General features: G+C 67.4%; 15 protein-coding genes. 7 read left to right on the plus strand and 8 right to left on the minus strand.

The genetic code is table 11. The annotated features are described in order from the left end of the window. The first annotated feature begins 60 nt into the window (after positions 1-60). The 3 genes from NS1_RS14375 to NS1_RS14385 all read left to right on the plus strand — a co-directional run bounded on the left by NS1_RS14375 (position 61) and on the right by NS1_RS14385 (position 3005). A complete protein-coding gene (locus NS1_RS14375; protein ID WP_255284532.1) occupies positions 61-729 on the plus strand; it encodes a YdcF family protein in 669 nt (222 codons plus the stop codon). 138 nt (positions 730-867) lie between these two features. Further along, positions 868-1677 (plus strand): SAM-dependent methyltransferase, encoded by an 810-nt coding sequence (locus NS1_RS14380; protein ID WP_062985001.1) that lies wholly within the window; start codon positions 868-870, stop codon positions 1675-1677. A 35-nt stretch (positions 1678-1712) separates the two neighbouring features. Next, positions 1713-3005, plus strand: a complete 1293-nt coding sequence (locus tag NS1_RS14385) for a sensor domain-containing diguanylate cyclase (protein ID WP_255284533.1) — start codon at positions 1713-1715, stop codon at positions 3003-3005. 18 nt (positions 3006-3023) lie between these two features. On the opposite strand, the gene NS1_RS14390 is transcribed toward NS1_RS14385, so the two are convergent. Then, positions 3024-4016, minus strand: coding sequence for an acyl-ACP desaturase (locus NS1_RS14390; protein WP_056821772.1), 993 nt, complete (start codon positions 4014-4016; stop codon positions 3024-3026). Between the two features lie 201 nt (positions 4017-4217). On the opposite strand from NS1_RS14390, the gene NS1_RS14395 reads away from it, so the two are divergent. Together NS1_RS14395 and fadD32 are read left to right on the plus strand one after the other, a co-directional pair. Next, positions 4218-5465 (plus strand): KasA/KasB family beta-ketoacyl-ACP synthase, encoded by a 1248-nt coding sequence (locus tag NS1_RS14395; RefSeq protein WP_255284545.1) that lies wholly within the window; start codon positions 4218-4220, stop codon positions 5463-5465. A gap of 58 nt (positions 5466-5523) precedes the next feature. After that, entirely contained in the window at positions 5524-7404 is a 1881-nt protein-coding gene (fadD32, locus tag NS1_RS14400) for a long-chain-fatty-acid--AMP ligase FadD32 (protein WP_157125224.1), read from the plus strand. Between the two features lie 52 nt (positions 7405-7456). On the opposite strand, the gene NS1_RS14405 is transcribed toward fadD32, so the two are convergent. From NS1_RS14405 to NS1_RS14420, 4 genes are all read right to left on the minus strand, one after another. Beyond that, the gene (locus NS1_RS14405; protein WP_084503733.1) at positions 7457-8914 is read right to left on the minus strand and encodes an LCP family protein; all 1458 of its coding nucleotides are present in this window, start codon (positions 8912-8914) and stop codon (positions 7457-7459) included. 128 nt (positions 8915-9042) lie between these two features. Continuing rightward, positions 9043-10251 carry a L,D-transpeptidase gene (locus NS1_RS14410; protein WP_062985007.1) on the minus strand — a complete coding sequence of 403 codons (1209 nt, stop codon included), beginning with the start codon at positions 10249-10251 and terminating at the stop codon, positions 9043-9045. 141 nt (positions 10252-10392) lie between these two features. Further along, complete coding sequence (locus NS1_RS14415) at positions 10393-10587, minus strand: hypothetical protein (RefSeq protein ID WP_062985321.1); 195 nt, start codon at positions 10585-10587, stop codon at positions 10393-10395. 42 nt (positions 10588-10629) lie between these two features. Next, on the minus strand, positions 10630-11850 hold the full coding sequence (locus NS1_RS14420) for an MFS transporter (RefSeq protein WP_062985009.1): 1221 nt from the start codon (positions 11848-11850) through the stop codon (positions 10630-10632). A 98-nt stretch (positions 11851-11948) separates the two neighbouring features. Between NS1_RS14420 and NS1_RS14425 the strand changes: the two genes are divergently transcribed. Both NS1_RS14425 and NS1_RS14430 read left to right on the plus strand, forming a co-directional pair. Continuing rightward, a complete protein-coding gene (locus NS1_RS14425) occupies positions 11949-12791 on the plus strand; it encodes a DUF72 domain-containing protein (protein WP_245661382.1) in 843 nt (280 codons plus the stop codon). Positions 12792-12908: 117 nt separating this feature from the next. Further along, the gene (locus NS1_RS14430; protein WP_157125215.1) at positions 12909-13445 is read left to right on the plus strand and encodes an Rv3235 family protein; all 537 of its coding nucleotides are present in this window, start codon (positions 12909-12911) and stop codon (positions 13443-13445) included. Between the two features lie 8 nt (positions 13446-13453). Here the strand turns inward: NS1_RS14430 and NS1_RS14435 are convergent, their stop codons facing one another. From NS1_RS14435 to NS1_RS14445, 3 genes are all read right to left on the minus strand, one after another. Then, complete coding sequence (locus tag NS1_RS14435) at positions 13454-14833, minus strand: metallophosphoesterase family protein (protein WP_062985015.1); 1380 nt, start codon at positions 14831-14833, stop codon at positions 13454-13456. A gap of 106 nt (positions 14834-14939) precedes the next feature. After that, a complete protein-coding gene (locus NS1_RS14440) occupies positions 14940-15545 on the minus strand; it encodes a DUF4254 domain-containing protein (RefSeq protein WP_131817151.1) in 606 nt (201 codons plus the stop codon). A gap of 78 nt (positions 15546-15623) precedes the next feature. Next, positions 15624-16769, minus strand: a complete 1146-nt coding sequence (locus tag NS1_RS14445; RefSeq protein WP_056821759.1) for an acyl-CoA dehydrogenase family protein — start codon at positions 16767-16769, stop codon at positions 15624-15626. Between the last annotated feature and the right edge of the window lie 24 nt (positions 16770-16793).

A 16793-nucleotide genomic window follows, 5' to 3' on the forward strand; every position in this document is an offset into this window, starting at 1 on the left:
CCAGTATGATCCCTGCACCGAGGCACGCAATCCGAATCATCAACATTTCAGAAAACCTCCATGCCTGAAGTCCCGGTGAGCGACGATGATGCGACGTCGCTTCGGGAGGTCACCATGGACTGGTTCTGCACTCATCGGACTCTGTGTCGTGGCGTGGCCGCGCTCGTGCTGCCCGCCGCGCTGATCGCGACGATCGTCGTTACCGCACCCTCCGGCACCGCCGCGCCTGATCCGCTGACCGGTGTGGTCGATTCGATCGCCGGCATAGCGGGCATCGAGCTGCCTGCCACCTACGGGCCCGAGACGGCGATCGTGGTGCTCGGATACGGGCTGCTGCCCGACGGCACGATGCGGGCCGAATTGGGTAATCGCTTGCATGCGGCCCTGATTCAGGCCTACATGTCACCCGAGTCCCCGGTGATCGTCACCGGTGGTAACCCGCGCAACGGTGTCACCGAGGCTCAGGTGATGGCGGACTGGCTCAATGTTCGCGGCATCGCCGGGCACCGGCTGCACGCCGAGACCGAGGCCGGATCCACGGTGCAGAACGCGGAGTTCTCGGCGCGCATGATGGAAGCCCTCGGCGTGCACAAAGCCGTCCTCATAACCTCCGCCGACCACATGCGCCGAGCTCTGGACAATTTCCTGGCCGCCGGCATCCCGGTAGTCGCCACGATGACACCGGACGTAGCCCCCCTGTGGGCCCAGCCGTACGGCACGGAGAAGTAACGCATAGGGCACAGAGAGGTAGTAAGTGACCCCCGCTAACCGATAGCCGCGCCGATGTCGGTGACGCCGTTTACTATGCGACTGGCGTCATCGCGGGTTGCGATGACGCTGTCGATGTATGGCAGATAGGGGATTTCGATGGACAGGCCACTGTGGGCGCCGGAGGGTGTCGACATGCGGCATCCGAGCCCGGCTCGGATGTACGACGCCTTGCTCGGTGGTTCGCACAATTTCGCCGTCGACCGGGATGCCGCGGAGACAGCGATCAGGCTCGTACCCGACCTGCCTCGGTTGGCGCTGAGCAATCGCGCGTTCCTGCGCCGTGCTGTCCGTTTCATGCTCGATTCGGGGATCCGGCAGTTCCTCGACATCGGGTCGGGCATCCCCACCGCGGGCAATGTGCACGAGATCGTGCACGAGCTCGACCCGGAGGCGCGGGTGCTCTACGTCGATATCGACCCCGTGGCGGTCGCCCATTCGCGAACCATCCTGCAGGGCAACGAACGTGCGGGCGCGATCGAAGCCGACTTGCGCAAGTCCGCCGACCTGGTCGACGCCGTGCGCGGGACCGGGCTCATCGACTTCGACGAGCCGGTGGGATTGCTGCTGATCGCGGTGTTGCATCTGGTACCCGATGTCGACGATCCGGTCGGTAAGGTGGCCGCGCTGCGGGAAGCTGTGGTACCGGGTAGTTTCATAGCCATTTCACATCTCACGTCCGAGCTTCGCCCTGATGACGCCGGTAAACTGGGTACGCACTCGGTGAACCAGTCCAAGGTCGGAATTCATTTCCGGTCCAAGGATCAGATCGTCGCACTGTTCGAGGGATGGGATTCGGTCGAGCCCGGCGTTGTCGAGCTGCCGCTGTGGCGGCCCGAGTCCGAGCGTGATCAGCACGAAAAGCCCGGCCGTTCACTAGGCCTGGGTGGAGTCGCGATCAAGAAGTAGACCGCCTGACATGGCGGTGCGATAGACGATGACAGGTGGATGAAGCAGTGGGGTCGTGGGAGCTGGCGCAGCGGTGGGCGGATGCCCTCGACGGCGTTGTAGCTCCTACTCTCAACCGCTCGCAGATCGAAGACATGCTGGCCGCCCTCTGTACCGGTCTGATCGACGCGGCGCGCGGCGGGGACGATCCGGATATCGCGCGCCGGGCCGCTCGGATGCTGGTCGCCGCCAACTACCGTGATCCGGCGGCGGTCAGCCGTTCGGTACCGGTGATGTGCGCCGATCTGGTCGAGATCGCCTCGGAGGGCCCCAGCGACCCCGCGCTGCCGCGGATTCGCGACCGGGCGATCCGGCTGGCCGCCGACTTCGCGGCAGGCTTCACCGCGGCGCTGCGGGCCGCCGCGCTGGCCGAGCAGGAGGCAACGCTGGCCGCCGTGCTCGCCGCGGCGCAGGAAGCCGAGAACCGCCGAGCGCTGTCGGAAGCCCGTTTCGAGGCGGTTTTCGACGGCGCTCTCGTCGGTATCGGCACCGTCGACATGTCCGGTCAGGTGGTGAACTGCAATGCCACCATGGCCCAGATGCTCGGCCGGACCCCGGAGACGATGCCGGGCCGGACCGTGGCCGATATCCTCGGCCCCCACAACCTGAACTTCGCGTTCGAACAACTCCAGCACATGGTCGCGGGCGAATCCGAGAGCTTCCGCACCGAGACCGAGCACCTGCACACCGACGGCCGGGTCACCGCGATCGACCTGTCGATGTCGGCGGTGCGCGGAACCGACGGCAGTATCGAGTTCCTGATCGGCGTCGCGGTCGATGTCACCGAGCGCAAGCAGCTCGCCGACCGCCTGTGGCACGATGCCAATCACGACGCGCTCACCGGTCTGCCGAACCGCCCGCACCTGTTCAACAGACTCGCCGACGCGACATCCCCGATCGGGGTCTGCTACCTCGATCTGGACGGCTTCAAGGAGATCAACGACCTGTGGGGTCACACGATCGGGGACCGTGTGCTGCAGGTCGTGGCCGACCGGATGCGCGACGCGGTGCGCCCGGCCGCCGCGTTCGCCGCCCGCATCGGCGGTGACGAGTTCCTCGTGCTGGTCGAAAACTGCTCCGGTGAAGCGCAATTGGCGAAGCTGGCCGACGAGCTGCTGACAGCGCTGACCGAGCCGCTGGCGATGGACGGACACACGCTCGCCGTCGGCGCCAGTATCGGGGTCGCCTTCTTCGAGCAATTGCCCGGCGCCGTAGACGAATTGGTGCACGCGGCCGACGCGGCGATGTATCGCAACAAGAACGACGCGCGCCGCGATCCGGCCCGGTAGCGGCCGGGCCGGAATCGATCAGACCGTTTCGCGCCGGCGCTCCGCCGCCCGTGCGAGTGAGCGATCCCGCTGTTCCTCGAAGCGCGACACGTCCCCGCGCAGTCGCTCGAGGAATGCCGCCAGATCCTCGCGAGCCCGCTCGCCGCGCGCGCCGAAGTCGTTGCGCTCGAAGATTTCCCACTTACGCAACACCGGCATCAGGACTTCTTCCAGATGCTGGCGCAGGTCGTAGATGCCGTGCTTGGCCATCAGCACGCCGTTGCGCCGCCAGCCCGGCATGCCCGCGCCGGGCATCTGGAAGTTCTGCACGATGGTGTTGATCGCCTCGATGGTCTGGTCGGGAGCCAGGTCGAGCGAGGCGGCGCACAGGTTGCGGTAGAAGATCATGTGCAGGTTCTCGTCGGCGGCGATGCGGGCGAGCATGCGGTCGGCGATCGGATCGTCGCAGACTCGACCGGTATTGCGGTGGCTGACCCTGGTGGCCAGTTCCTGGAAGGTCACATACGCGACGGAGAACAAGAATCCGGCACCGGTCGAGGTGTGGATGTCGAAGCCCGGCGCCTTGTCGTCCACGACGGCCATCGCCGAATATCCGTTGGTCATGTGGATCATTCGTGCCTGCTCGAGCGCGACCGGGTCGACCCCACGGGTCACCACGAGGTAGTCGCGCAGGACGATCCCGTGGCGGTTCTCCTCGGCGGTCCAGCGGCCTACCCAGGTGCCCCAGGCACCGTCCTTGGAGAAGTTCTCGGCGATCTCACGGTGGTAGGAGGGCAGGTTGTCCTCGGTGAGCAGGTTGGTGACCATCGCCGCCTTGGCGAGTTCGCTGAGGGCGGATTGTTCTGGGTCCCAATCGATTCCGCCCATGGCCGCGAAGTTGCGGCCGCGGTCCCACGGCACATAATCGTGCGGGTGCCAGTCCTTGGCCATCGAAAGATGGCGGTTTACATTGCTCGCGGCGATGGGTTCCAGCTCGATCAGTAGTTCCAGTTGGGTCAGGTTCCTGGCCACGCTCGTTAGCCCTTTCCGGTTAGTGAAAAGCGAGAGTTGCGTCGGTCCGGTAGTGTTGCCCGTCGTCACAATAGACCCGGCGCATCGCGCCTGGAAACGACACGGTGCTCCTCGGCACTGTTCGGAATTTGGGCGCGTCGCGTCGTGTGCATATACGCTCCACCAGTTCAGCTCCATCAGCGGTTCCCGTTCAGTCGTGGCATAGCTAGAGAGAGTGAGCGAAAAATTATGACGGACATCGTGGTCACGAGCCTGGCGGCGACCACGTCGATCGCGGGCGACGTCGACTCGACCTGGAAAGGTCTGCTCAACGGCGAGAGCGGAATCGACGTCTTGGAAGACTCCTTCATCGACGACTTCGAACTTCCGGTGCGGATCGGCGGCCACCTGAAAGTGTCGCCCACCCTCTCGCTCACCCGCGAAGAGGCGCGCAAACTGTCCTACGTCGAACAGATGGCGGTGGTCCTCGGCCGCGAGGTGTGGCGCAACGCGGGTAGTCCCGAAGTGGACCGCGACCGGCTCGGCGTCTCGATCGGCACCGGCCTCGGCGGCGCGGAATCGCTGATCTACGCCCGCGACCGGCTCCGCAACGGCGGCTACCGCAAGGTCTCCCCGCTTACCGTGCAGGCCATCATGCCCAACGGCCCCGCGGCCTGCGTCGGCATCGAATTGGGTGCGCGCGCAGGGGTTTCCACGCCCGTTTCGGCCTGCTCGTCGGGCTCGGAGGCCATCGCCAACGCGTGGCGGATGATCGTGATGGGCGATGCCGACATCGTGGTCACCGGTGGCGTCGAGGGTTCCATCCAGGCGGTGCCGATCGCGGCGTTCACGCAGATGCGGGCCATGAGCACCCGCAACGACGATCCCAAGGCGGCCTCGCGCCCCTTCGACGCGGACCGCGACGGGTTCGTCTTCGGCGAGGCCGGCGCGATGATGGTGATCGAGACCGAGGAACACGCCAAGGCGCGTGGCGCGACGATCCACGCGCGCCTGCTCGGCGCGGGCGTCACCTCCGACGGATTCCACCTCGTGGCACCGGATCCCGAGGGCACCGGCGCCGCGCGGGCGATGACGCGGGCGATGCAGACCGGCGGGATCAGCCGCACCGACGTCACTCACATCAATGCCCACGCCACCGCGACCCCGATCGGCGATACCGCCGAGGCCAATGCGATCGCCAAGGCCATCGGCTCGCACGCCTCGGTGTACGCGCCGAAATCGGCACTCGGGCATTCGATCGGCGCGGTCGGTGCGCTCGAATCGGTCCTGACCGTGCTCAGTGTGCGCGACAGTATCGTTCCGCCGACCCTGAATCTGGACAATCAGGACCCCGCTATCGATTTGGACGTCGTATCGGGTCAGGCGCGGCGCGGTCGCATCGATTACGCGGTGAACAACTCCTTCGGTTTCGGCGGTCACAACGTGGCGATCTCGTTCGGGCGGTATTGACGATTCGCCTATCCGTGGCGGGTTCGGAGTCAATGTGCGTTGAAAAGGATTGGGAATGATCGGCGAGACTTTCGACGACTATGTAGACGAACTGGGGACTATCCGGATTCCCGGCGATCAGACCTTGATCGACTTCGTCGACAAACACAGCGAGGCCAACGGGGACGACCTGGCCTACCGCTTCATCGACTACTCAACCGAACGTGAGGGGAAATACCAGGAACTGACCTGGCGCGAATTCGGCGTGCGGCTGCGCGCGGTGGCCGCGCGATTGCAACAGGTGACAAAGCCGGGTGACCGGGTGGCGGTGCTGGCGCCGCAGGGGCTGGACTACGTCGTCGCGCTGTTCGCGGCGGTGTACGCGGGGAATGTGGCTGTGCCACTGTTCGATCCGGAGGAGCAGGGGCACAGCGACCGGCTGCACGCCGTCCTCGGCGACTGCGAACCCGCCGCAGTGCTCACCGTCGGCAGCGCGGCCGCGGGGGTGCGCAACTTCTTCCGCGAACAGCCCGCCGCGCAACGGCCGAGAATCATCGCGGTCGAGGCGATTCCCGACACCGTCGGCACGCGGTGGCGCAGGCCCGACATCAATATCGACAGCGTGGCCTACCTGCAGTACACCTCGGGATCCACTCGGGTGCCCGCCGGTGTCGAGATCACCCACCGCTCGGTGGGGACCAACCTGCTGCAGATGATCGATGCCATCGGGATCACCGAGAACGCGCGCGGGGTCACCTGGCTGCCGCTGTTCCACGACATGGGACTGCTCACGGTGATCCTGCCGACCATCGGCGGCAAGTTCATCACCATCATGTCGCCGAGCGCGTTCGTGCGCAGGCCCGCGCGCTGGATCAAGGAACTGGCCGCACAGGCCGACGGTGCCGAAATCTATTCGGCGGCACCGAACTTCGCCTTCGAACACGCCGCGATGCGCGGGTTGCCCAAGGGTGACGAAAGCCTCGACCTGTCGAATGTGATCGGCCTGATCAACGGCAGCGAGCCGGTGTCGGTGGCCTCGATGCGCAAGTTCAACGAGGCTTTCGCGCCGTACGGGCTGTCCAAGACCGCGATCAAGCCGTGCTACGGGATGGCCGAGGCAACGCTGTTCGTCTCGGCGACCAAGCGCGATGACGAGGCGCGCGTGGTCTACGTCGATCGTGGCCAGCTGAACGACGGCCGGATGGTGGAGTGCGACGAGCATGCCGCGAACGCGGTGGCGCAGGTGTCGTGCGGACACGTCGCGCGGTCGCAGTGGGCGGTGATCGTCGATCCTGGCACCGGGGCCGAGCGCCGCGACGGCGAGGTCGGCGAGATCTGGTTGCACGGTGACAATATGGGCATCGGGTACTGGGGGCGGCCGGCGGAGACCGAGGAAACCTTCCACAACCGGGTGAGCGCGCGCCTGCCGGTCGGTAGTCGCGCCGAGGGTGCGCCCGATGACGCGAAGTGGATGCGGACCGGCGATTACGGCGCCTATCACGGCGGCGAGCTGTTCATCACCGGGCGCGTGAAGGATTTGGTGATCGTCGACGGGCGTAACCACTATCCGCAGGATCTCGAGTACTCGGCGCAGGAAGCCAGTACCGCCCTGCGGCCCGGTTTCATCGCGGCCTTCTCGGTGCAGGCGGGCCAACTGCCCGCGCCGGTGCTCGAGGCCGGGCCCGTGTCCGATCCGGCGGCGGAGCAATTGGTGATCGTCGCCGAAAGAGGTACGGGTGCGGCGAAACTCGAGCCGGGGCCGATCACGGACACGGTGCGTGCGGCCATCGCGCGCAGGCACGGGGTGATGGTGCGGGATCTGCTGCTGGTGCCCGCGGGGTCGATTCCGCGGACGTCGAGCGGCAAGATCGCCCGACGAGCCTGCAAGGCCGCGTATCTGGACGGCACGCTGCGCGGCGGATACCGGCAGCAGGCATATCCGGACGCTCCGGAGGAGTGAGGACCGTTCGGCCACTGGATATTCCCGGTGGCCGAACGTGTCACCGGGCAGCTCAGTTGACGCAGGGGATGGTGCTGTCGATAGTGGTGGACAGCGGTTTCCCCGCGTCGGGCAGTGGCGTCGATCCGGATGTCGTGGTGGTCGGGGGCGTGGTCGTCGATGTGGTCGGGCTCAGCTCGGTGGGCAGGGTGAAGTCGGAGCCGAGGGCGATCCGGACCCGTCCGTCCTCCACCGATGGCGACGCGGACACCGGTAGTCCACCGAGGAGTTCCGCCAGTGCGCGCGCGTCGTCTTCGGCGCCGAGGCCGTAGGTGACGGTCGAATACTGACCGTCGCTCGAGTCACCGTTGCCGATCACGCCCGCACCGTAGCCGCGGGTTGTCAGCGCGGCCGAGAGCGCCGCGGCCTGACCGCTCGCCGAGCCCACATTGTGCACATCCACCACGCTTGCCGGAATCGGGGCCGTGGTAGAGGTTTTCGGTACTTCCTGGCCGAACGCCGCCCGGACCTCCCGTTTGATCGCGGCCGGGTCGACGATGTTCACGTCCTGACCGTCGATCACGTCGTAGCGCAGCACCGGCAGCGTGTGGAACTCCACCGGCACCGACCCGGCGGCGCCGAGGTCGCGGGCGAAGTCGAACAGATTCCAGCCGTCGGAGAGCACCACATCGCGGTGCGCCACATCCATCAGCGCCGACAGCTTGCTCAGGTTGGTGAGCGTCCCGGAGTCTTTGAGCGACTTGGCGACCGAGGTGAGAAACGCCTGCTGGCGGTGGGTGCGATCGAGGTCGCCGTTGAGCAGGCCGTGGCGTTGGCGAACGAACGCGAGGGCCTGCGAACCGTTGAGATGCTGCCTGCCCGCGGGGAAGACCGCACCGGAGAACTCGCTGTCGTCGACGGCGTGGTTGAGGCAGACGTCGACGCCGTTCAGCGCGGTGGCCAGGTCGTAGAAGCCCGCCAGGGAGATCTCGGCGAAGCGGTCGATCGGCACGCCGACGAGATTGCGGACAGTGGTGACGATGGACGCGCGTCCGGCCTCACGGCCGCGGCGCTCCAGCACCACCGGATCCTTCTCGCCCTGCTCGATCAACTTCGCTTGCACCGCGGCCTTCTTCAGGCCGTACGCCTCTTTGATCTTGATCTGCTGGTACCCGGGAATGCCGGTCACCGGAACGTAGTCGTCACGCGGGATGGAGAAGGCAACGACCTTGCTCACGTCGGCCGGAATGTGGAGCAGGATCAGCGAATTCGCGTTGTAGCCGCCCTCGGTGCCGTCACCGGCGTGCAACTGGTCGAGAATCTCCTTCGGCAGGTCGTTGCCGTTGAGGTCTTTGCGGGTGTCCAAGCCGATCAGCAGGATGTTGACGGCGCCGCCGCCCGAACGCGGCGCGTCCTCACCGATCGCGGTGGAATGGGTGAAGCCGGAATCGAAGTCCTGCTTGGCCGACCAGGCGAGGCCGGTGCCCGCGAGTACCGCCAGCGCCGTCGTCGCCACGAGCATCCTGGCCATGATCAATCCGGCGCGGCGGGCGCTTCCACGCCGGGGCGCGCGGTGGTCGACGATGTGACTGCCGACGCGCTGTGGCCCCCGCCTTGTCGTCTCCCGGGGCGCCCCCACCGGAAATTCGTTGTCCCCGTTCACCGCAGTGCGCTACCTGCCTGCCACTGTTCCCACGGCACACTCCAGTCGCCGTTCTGCCACACCTCGAGCGGGGCGCCGCCGGTATTCCTGATGTCGACCACGTCGCCGGGTTGGGAGAAATCGTAGAACCAGCGCGCGTTCTCGCCGCTGAGATTGAGACAGCCATGTGAGACGTTGGTGTTGCCCTGCGCCCAGATTGTGTCGTCGAGTTGGTGCAGATAGATGCCGTCGGTGCTGATCCTGGTCGCCCAGCCGATGGATTCCTTGTAGCCGAGCCGCGAGTTCACCGGCAGGCCGTAGGTGGAGGAATCCATGATCACCGGGTTCGCCTTGTCCATCACGGTGTAGACCCCCGGCTGGGTCCAGAAGGTGATGGTCTTGCCCGCGACGGTCTGGCTGCCGCCCATACCCAGTGAGGTCGGCATCGTCTTGATCAGTGTGCCGTTCTCGTACACCTGCACCTGCTTGTCGTTGTCGTCGACGATCGAGACGTGCGAGGGGCCGATGGTGAAGCTGGTCCTGGTGTCTTCCTGGCCGTAGAGGCCGCCGCCGAGGTCTTTGCCGTAGATGTCGGCGGCGAGCGTGACTTTCGTCCCCGGCGCGTAGTAGTTCGCGGGGCGCCAATGGGCGTTGCGATTGTCGAGCCAGTACCAGGAGCCGGCGACGGGCGGGTCGGTGGTGACCGACAGGTGTTTCTCGGCCGTCGCTCGATCCGGCATGTCTTCGTCGAAGTGCGCGACGACGACGGTGCCGACGCCGAAGGTGCTCGACGGGGAGAGTTCGGTACCGCCGGTGGTTCGGAAATAGACCTTGGTCTGGTTGTTGGGTGCCAGGGTGGTGAACGACGAGGTGATCGGCCCGACCCGGCCGGTGACGGTGACCGCCTCGGCCGTGACCGTGTAGGTGTGGCCGTAGCCGAGCGGTTCCGACGGCTTCCATGCCGACTGGTCGGGGGTGAGGATGCCCTCGACCGTGCCGCCCTGCTCGTTGGTCATCGTGACCGCGGTGAGTTGCCCGTCGCTGGTGCTGACCCGGACCGGGGCGAGCGGATCGAACTCGGTCGCGCCGTCGACCGGTGCGACCGAGATCGCCGGTGCCGGTGGGGCGGCGGATTCGGGCTCGGAGTCGGTGGGCGAGCTACCGCAGGCCGCGACCAGCACCATGAGCGCGGCGGCGAGGCCTGCGCGAAAACGTCGTCCTGACATGCGCTCTCCTGTGCTCGGCGCCGCTCAGCTCCGCAGCTGACCTCGACCCCGGTCTCTCCTCACTGGGCGACCCGGCCGTGTACGGCCGGCGGGCGTGAAGCGATAGCGCCAACCAGCGTAGCTCCGTTCACCGCGGGCGGGTCAGTCCTCGCTGGTGGCGCGTTCGCCGAGAAACCGGAGCAGGGCCGGATCGGCGGAGGTGAAGCGGTCTACTTCCTGTCCGCCGGTGCATTCGTAGAGGGCGATGGTCACCGCGTCCGGTCGGCGCCCGACGACCCGCCAGATCGCGCCGGAATCCTGCCAGCGGACGAGGGTTTCGACAGGGTCGGCGCTCACCCGATCCACCGTAGTGCGCCGCGAAGGCGGAAGGGTTGTCGCTCAGCTTCGTTCGCGGTAATTCGCGGCCACGAGCGCGAGACAACACGCGGCGGTCGCGGCGGTGACCAGGTACATGGCCGGGTAGCCGAAACCGAGGCTGCTGTGCAGGGCCGACAGGACCGCGGGCACGCCGAAGCCGAGGTAGCTCACCGAGTAGAAGACGGCGTTCAGGCCGGCCAGATCGCCGGGGCCCGCGATGCGTTCGATCTGTTGGAGGCCGGCGACGAGGCCGATGCCGTAGCCGCTGCCGAGCACGACGGCGGTCAGTAGGGTCACCCAGATGCTCAGGGTGGCCGCTGTCCACGCGGCCAGGACCATGCCCGTGGTGAGCAGCACCAGCGCGATCACCCCGGCGCGTGCGGTGCCGGGGCGGTCGATGCGTCGCGCCGCCGATTGGATGGTGAATCCGCAGCCGAGCGTCACCATGGTGACCAGGGCGGAGAAGGCGATCGGGGCCTGCTGCACGCGTGGCGACATCAGGGTCGGCAGGACGGCGTAGGCCGTGGCGTTCGCGGTGAACAACCACAGCGCGATCGGCACCGCCACGCGCAGGAATCGTCGGTGCCCGGCGGCGGGGATCTTCAGGTCGTCGCGCAGTCTGCCCGGACTCGCTCGGCGGGTCACGGTTTCCGGTGTTCGAGCCACCCAGAACGCGGTCGCGACGCAGAGCGCCGCGTTGACGAGATAGGCGGTCGAATCCGGCAGTGGACCCCACTGCGCGAGGGTTCCCGCCACGCCCGCGCCGAGGGCGAAGCCCGCGGTGAGGCTCATCGCGGATCGGCGGGCCCCTTTGCCCGTGGCGGCCGCGGCGAACGGCGGTTGCGACAGTTCCTTGAGCCAGCTGCCACCGACCGCCATCGCCAGTCCGAGCGCGACGCCGCACAGCATCCGCCCGGCAGCCAGCATCGGCACCGAGGCCGCGCCCGCCGCGAGCAGCAGCGAACCGGCCGCGGCGATCAGCGGTGCGGGCAGCATCAGCGGGCGGCGGCCGAACCTGTCCGAGAGCGGGCCGCCGATGAGCAGGGCGGGCACGATGCCCAGGACGTAGTAGAACAGCAGCAGGTCGACAGCGGTCAGCGCGAGACCGTGGGCCTTGTACATCACCAGCAGCGGCGTGAACTCGTTGCCGCCCCACGCGATCGCCACCATGGCGGCGGACACGCCGAGCCAGGCGCGGCTGACGGAGACAGCGCTGGGCCGCTCGGTGGTGAGGATCGCCATCACAGGCCCTTTCCGTACTCCCGCCACCCGCGAATGGGCGAAATGGTGGCAACCGGTCTCATTTTAAGGGCGGCCGGTCGCTGTACTACCGTCGGCCTGTGCGTGAGCTGCGGATGGGGTGTGCGATGTGGACCCACCCCCAGTGGCAGCAGCGGATGCCCGCGTCGGGGGAGCGGCTGCGCGCATACGCCGGGCATTGCGGTGCGGTCGAGGGCAACACCACGTTCTACGCGACGCCGTCCGCGTCCACCGTCGAGTCGTGGGTCAGGCAGACCGCACCCGATTTCCGGTTCGTGCTCAAACCGCCGAGGGCGGTGACGCACGAGCGCAGGCTCGTCGACGCGGGTGCCGAACTCGGCGCGTTTCTCGACGTGATGGCGCCGCTCGGGCCGCGGGTACACGCGCTGTGGATCCAATTGCCCGCGTCGTTCGGGCCGACCGATCTGGGCGCGCTCGCCCGCTTCCAGCGGGAGCTGCCCGGTGGGCTGCGGTGCGCTGTGGAGGTGCGTCATCCGGCGTTCTTCGACGACGAACGGGCCGCGGTGCAGCTGGAACGGGTGCTCGGGCGGATCGGGGCCGAATGGGTGCCGTTCGATACGACGGTCCTGTTCGACGGTCCACCCGGCGACCCGTCGGAATACGAGGCGAGGGCGAAGAAGCCGCGGGTGCCGCGCCGGATGCGGGCGCTGACCGAGTTCCCGATCGTGCGATATCACGGCCGCGCCGACGCCGAACGCACCGTAGCGGGCTGGCAGCCGTGGATCGAGACCGTCGCCGGATGGCTGCGCGAAGGTCGCTCGCCCACGGTCTTCGTGCACACCCCCGACAACGCCGCCGCCCGTGGATTGGCCCGCCGCTTCCACGACGAGGTCCGCGCGATCGTCCCCGAGTTGCCCGCACAACCCGTCCCCGAGCCCGATGAACCGATGACCCTCTTCTGAGGACGGGCCGGACAACGTGAGGTGACCTGCACCGATTTCGCGAACACTTGTCGTACCCCCGTGTAATGCTGTGCGCCACCGCTGGGGAGTGGGTGGGCGAACTCGAAGGGGACGAGTATGTCGACGGATGGAGTGTTGTTGTCGCCCGCGCCGCACTGCGAGCCGCAGCTGGAGGGCGGGGCCGTGGTACATCGGTCAGCGGCTGTGCATGTTGTCGGGTCCCAACCAGTCAGGGGATCGATTCGGCGCAGGGCGACCGGTGGCACACCGGCCGGTATCCGCAGGGCAGTGCGGGCGTCGTGCCCGCAGGGCGCGCCGCCCGCCGCCGGACCGTCCACGAGTGCGAAGCGATTCACCGAGCAGGTCTTGCGGCTCCTGCTCGAGGTCGTCGATCGGCGCAGATCGTCCACGCATCTGCGCGCGTTCACCGACGCGAAGGCGCTGGCGGCCATCAACACGATGCTCGCGCAGGATTCGGCTCCCGACCGAAATCTCGGGACCGCCACCTTGACTCGCTTCCACCTGACCTCGGTGGAGGGCGATGCCGCCGAAGTCTTCGCCACGTACCAACGCGGCCCTCGGACATTGGCCATCGCGGGTCGCATCGAATCTTCCAAGGACAGTTGGCGATTGGTCGCAGTACGAATGTTCTGACGGGCACCTCAGCGCAGGGCGGTGACCCCGGAGAAGTCGTGAGGTGCGCGGTGATTGCGGTCGGGGAGGCTGCCGAGGGCATGGTCGGGGTGCAGTCCGAAGTACTGCTTGCGGGTTTTGCTGGTCCAGGCCAGTGCGGCCGCGGCGGCGATGCGGTGGAAGTGGACGGTGTAGCCGCGTTCGTAGATGCGCAGGAGGGCGTAGCCACCCGGGTATTCCTTCACGGCCGCTACCTCGAGGTACTCGACACGGCCGGAATCGGGGCGACTGCGGCGATTCCGGTGGGTGTGGCCGCTGTGGTGCAGAAAGACGCCGGGGCTGGTTCCGTAGCACGCTTGGAGTGCGGCCGCGCTCGCGCGATCGAGAACGAAACCGGGGCCGCCGGGATTGCTCAGCGCCGCATAGCGCGTTGCGGGGTGGTGTCCGAAGATCAGCGTGGGTCGATCGGGGTCGGTGGCGAGTGTCGTGCGGAGCTGGGCGAGTTGATCGGTGTCGATCGTCCCGCCGGAACCCCGTTTGCGCGTGGTGTCGAGGGCGATCACGCGCAGGCCGTCGAGTTCATGACAGGCGAGCTGCCCGAAAGGCTGAAAGACGCTGCCCCAGTGATCATCGGCCCCGTGTGGAACGTCGTGATTGCCGCGGCAGACGAAGTGATCGCGGCCCGCCGAGCCCCAACTATCCAGGCGCGCAGCGATGCCCGCGGATTGTTCGGCGGTGCCGCGATCGGTGAGATCGCCCGCGACGACGAGGTGGTCGACAGCGCGCTCGGGTCGGCGGATGTCGTGCAGCAGCGCTTCGGTCATCACCTGGGGGTAGTGGCCGTCGTCGTGTCGCAGCCCCGGCGGCAGCCCCGCGACGATCAAGCCGCTGCGATCCTCGCCCCAGTGCAGGTCGTTGGCGAGCGCGATCGTGCGCAGCAGTCGCCCCTGCGGCGGCGGTGCTGTCAGGAAAACGCCCGTGACCTCGGGAGTTCCGGGTCGTCGGGTCACCCAGGTGCGGCCGGGTACCGCGGGTTCGCCGTCCGAGCAGGCAACGAAGCGATAGCGGCGGCCGGGCTCCAGCCCGCGCACCTCGGCATAGTGGTGTGCGGTACGACGGCTGTCGAGGTATCGGGTGACAGCGGTGGCCGAGCTGTCGGCGGGGGCGAGTCGCACCTCGGTGTCGGCCGCTGCCGGACGCAGCTGTCCCGCACGGTCGCGTCGATGCGTGGACCAGGTGAGGATCGCCGTGTCGTGGGTAACCGTCACGACCTCGAGATCGGTGACCACGAGCCGATCACGCACGCCGGTCAGCGAATACGGCCGAGCCATCGGCGCCCGAACCGTCGCCGCCGCGGCGCCCGAGGCCGCGTTGACCAACCATGCCGTGTGTAGTCGCGGATCGAGCATGTCGGGCTCCGTTCGCCGTCTGATGCTGACGCTACGGTGCCCGACTGAACACGCGTGGACGGCGATGTGGCCGTTGATCGCCCAGGTAGCGACAGTGAAGTGCCTGTTACTCGGATCGTGGGTTGTTCCGGCTCGGTTGTGCCCCACCGCTTTCCGGGGTGTCGCCGTCGAGTCCGTCTGGCAGCCGCCGAGCGCCGCTGGCCACCTCGGCGATGAGATCGTCGTAGCCGCGGGACAATTCGTGCAGGCGTAGCTGCGCGGCGTGGAGTTCGGCTTCGGCGCCGTAGGCCAGCGCGCGGTAGGTGAGCGCGGCGAAATGGGCCATGCGGTCGACGACGGCGCCGATGCTCTCGGTGTGCATCGGCGCCGACGTCGCCGGAGTGGGGGAGCGCAGGACGACCCAGCGGTCGATCTCGCAGACCAGACGCGCACGCGCCCAATCGATGTCGCTGGTATCACCGGGTATCTGCTGTTCGCGGCGTTCGTGCAAGGTGGCGAGTTCGTGTGCGGCGGCCAGGACTGGATCACCGATACCGGTGACTCCGCAGACCGCCTGCATCATCTGTGTTCGGTCCGGCAGTACCGGTTCCGGTCCGGGTCGTCCCGTCGAACCGCTGCCGTCCGTGTCCACTGCTGCCGCACCGTCCTCACCGTCGGATCTGTACCGCTTGTCGAAGGACATTCGTCTCGGCGGGGACGACGGATAGGTCACGAAATGACCCCTCAACAGCGAAAACCGGCCGCGAACAGGTGTTCGCGGCCGGTCGGGATCAGCTACCGAGCTGGCGTATCACAGGCTCCGGGCGATGATTTCCTTCATGATCTCGTTGGTGCCCGCGTAGATGAGCTGGACGCGGTTGTCGACCCACATGCGTGCGATCGGGTACTCGTTCATGTAGCCGTAGCCACCGAACAGCTGCAGACAGGTGTCGGCGATCTGCATCGCCTTGTCGGTGGTCCACCACTTCGCCATGGCGACGGTCGGGATGTCGAGCTCGCCGCGCAGGTGCTTCTCGACGCAGTCGTCGATGAACACGCGCGCGATCCGCGCCTCGGTGGCGACCTCGGCCAGCTTGAACTTGGTGTTCTGGAATCCGAACACCGCACGGCCGAACGCCTCGCGCTCCTTGGTGTAGCGCAGCGTGTGATCGAGGGCCACCTCCATGCCCGCGACCGCGCCCATCGACACGATCAGGCGCTCCTGGGGCAGCTGCTGCATCAGCTGGATGAAGCCCTGACCCTCCTGGGTGCCGAGCAGGTTGGTGACCGGGACGCGCACGTCCTCGAAGAACAGCTCGGAGGTGTCCTGGCCCTTCTGGCCGATCTTGTCGAGCACGCGACCGCGACGGAAACCCTCGCGGTCGGCCTCGACCAGCACCAGCGAGACGCCGGCCGCGCCCTGGGTGGGGTCGGTCTTGGCGACCAGGATGATCAGGTCGGCCTGCGCGCCGTTGGTGATGAAGGTCTTGGAGCCGTTGATGACGTACTCGTCGCCGTCGCGGATCGCCTTGGCCTTGACCGCCTGCAGGTCGGATCCGGTGCCGGGTTCGGTCATCGCGATGGCGCCGACGACCTCGCCGCTGGCCATCTTGGGCAGCCAGTGCTTCTTCTGCTCCTCGGTGCCGTAGGCGAGGACGTAGTGGGCCACGATGCCGTTGTGCAGGCTGATGCCCCAGGAGGTGTCCACCGCGCGGGCCTGCTCCTCCATGAGCACGGCCTCGTGCGCGAAGGTGCCGCCACCGCCGCCGTACTCCTCGGGGATCGAGATGCACAGCAGGCCCACTTCGCCTGCCTTGTTCCACAGGTCGCGGTCGACGTGGTGCTGCTCGCGGTACTTGTCGATATTGGGGACCAGTTCCTTGGCCATGAACGCACGGGTCATGTCACGCAGGGCGTCCAGGTCCTCGTTCATCCAGCTGGACCGATTGGCGGCCATCGAGTCTCCTTGTTCGGCTCGGTA

It is taken from the genome of Nocardia salmonicida NBRC 13393 (assembly GCF_001613085.1).
Classification (GTDB): domain Bacteria; phylum Actinomycetota; class Actinomycetes; order Mycobacteriales; family Mycobacteriaceae; genus Nocardia; species Nocardia salmonicida.

What these genes read in the sequence shown, in the direction of transcription:
- NS1_RS14445 (WP_056821759.1), bottom strand. Translation starts at nt 16,769, where the DNA reads ATGGCCGCCAATCGGTCCAGCTGGATGAACGAGGACCTGGACGCCCTG.
- NS1_RS14430 (WP_157125215.1), top strand. Translation starts at nt 12,909, where the DNA reads ATGTCGACGGATGGAGTGTTGTTGTCGCCCGCGCCGCACTGCGAGCCG.
- NS1_RS14380 (WP_062985001.1), top strand. Translation starts at nt 868, where the DNA reads ATGGACAGGCCACTGTGGGCGCCGGAGGGTGTCGACATGCGGCATCCG.
- NS1_RS14410 (WP_062985007.1), bottom strand. Translation starts at nt 10,251, where the DNA reads ATGTCAGGACGACGTTTTCGCGCAGGCCTCGCCGCCGCGCTCATGGTG.
- NS1_RS14405 (WP_084503733.1), bottom strand. Translation starts at nt 8,914, where the DNA reads ATGGCCAGGATGCTCGTGGCGACGACGGCGCTGGCGGTACTCGCGGGC.
- NS1_RS14435 (WP_062985015.1), bottom strand. Translation starts at nt 14,833, where the DNA reads ATGCTCGATCCGCGACTACACACGGCATGGTTGGTCAACGCGGCCTCG.
- NS1_RS14420 (WP_062985009.1), bottom strand. Translation starts at nt 11,850, where the DNA reads ATGGCGATCCTCACCACCGAGCGGCCCAGCGCTGTCTCCGTCAGCCGC.
- NS1_RS14375 (WP_255284532.1), top strand. Translation starts at nt 61, where the DNA reads ATGCCTGAAGTCCCGGTGAGCGACGATGATGCGACGTCGCTTCGGGAG.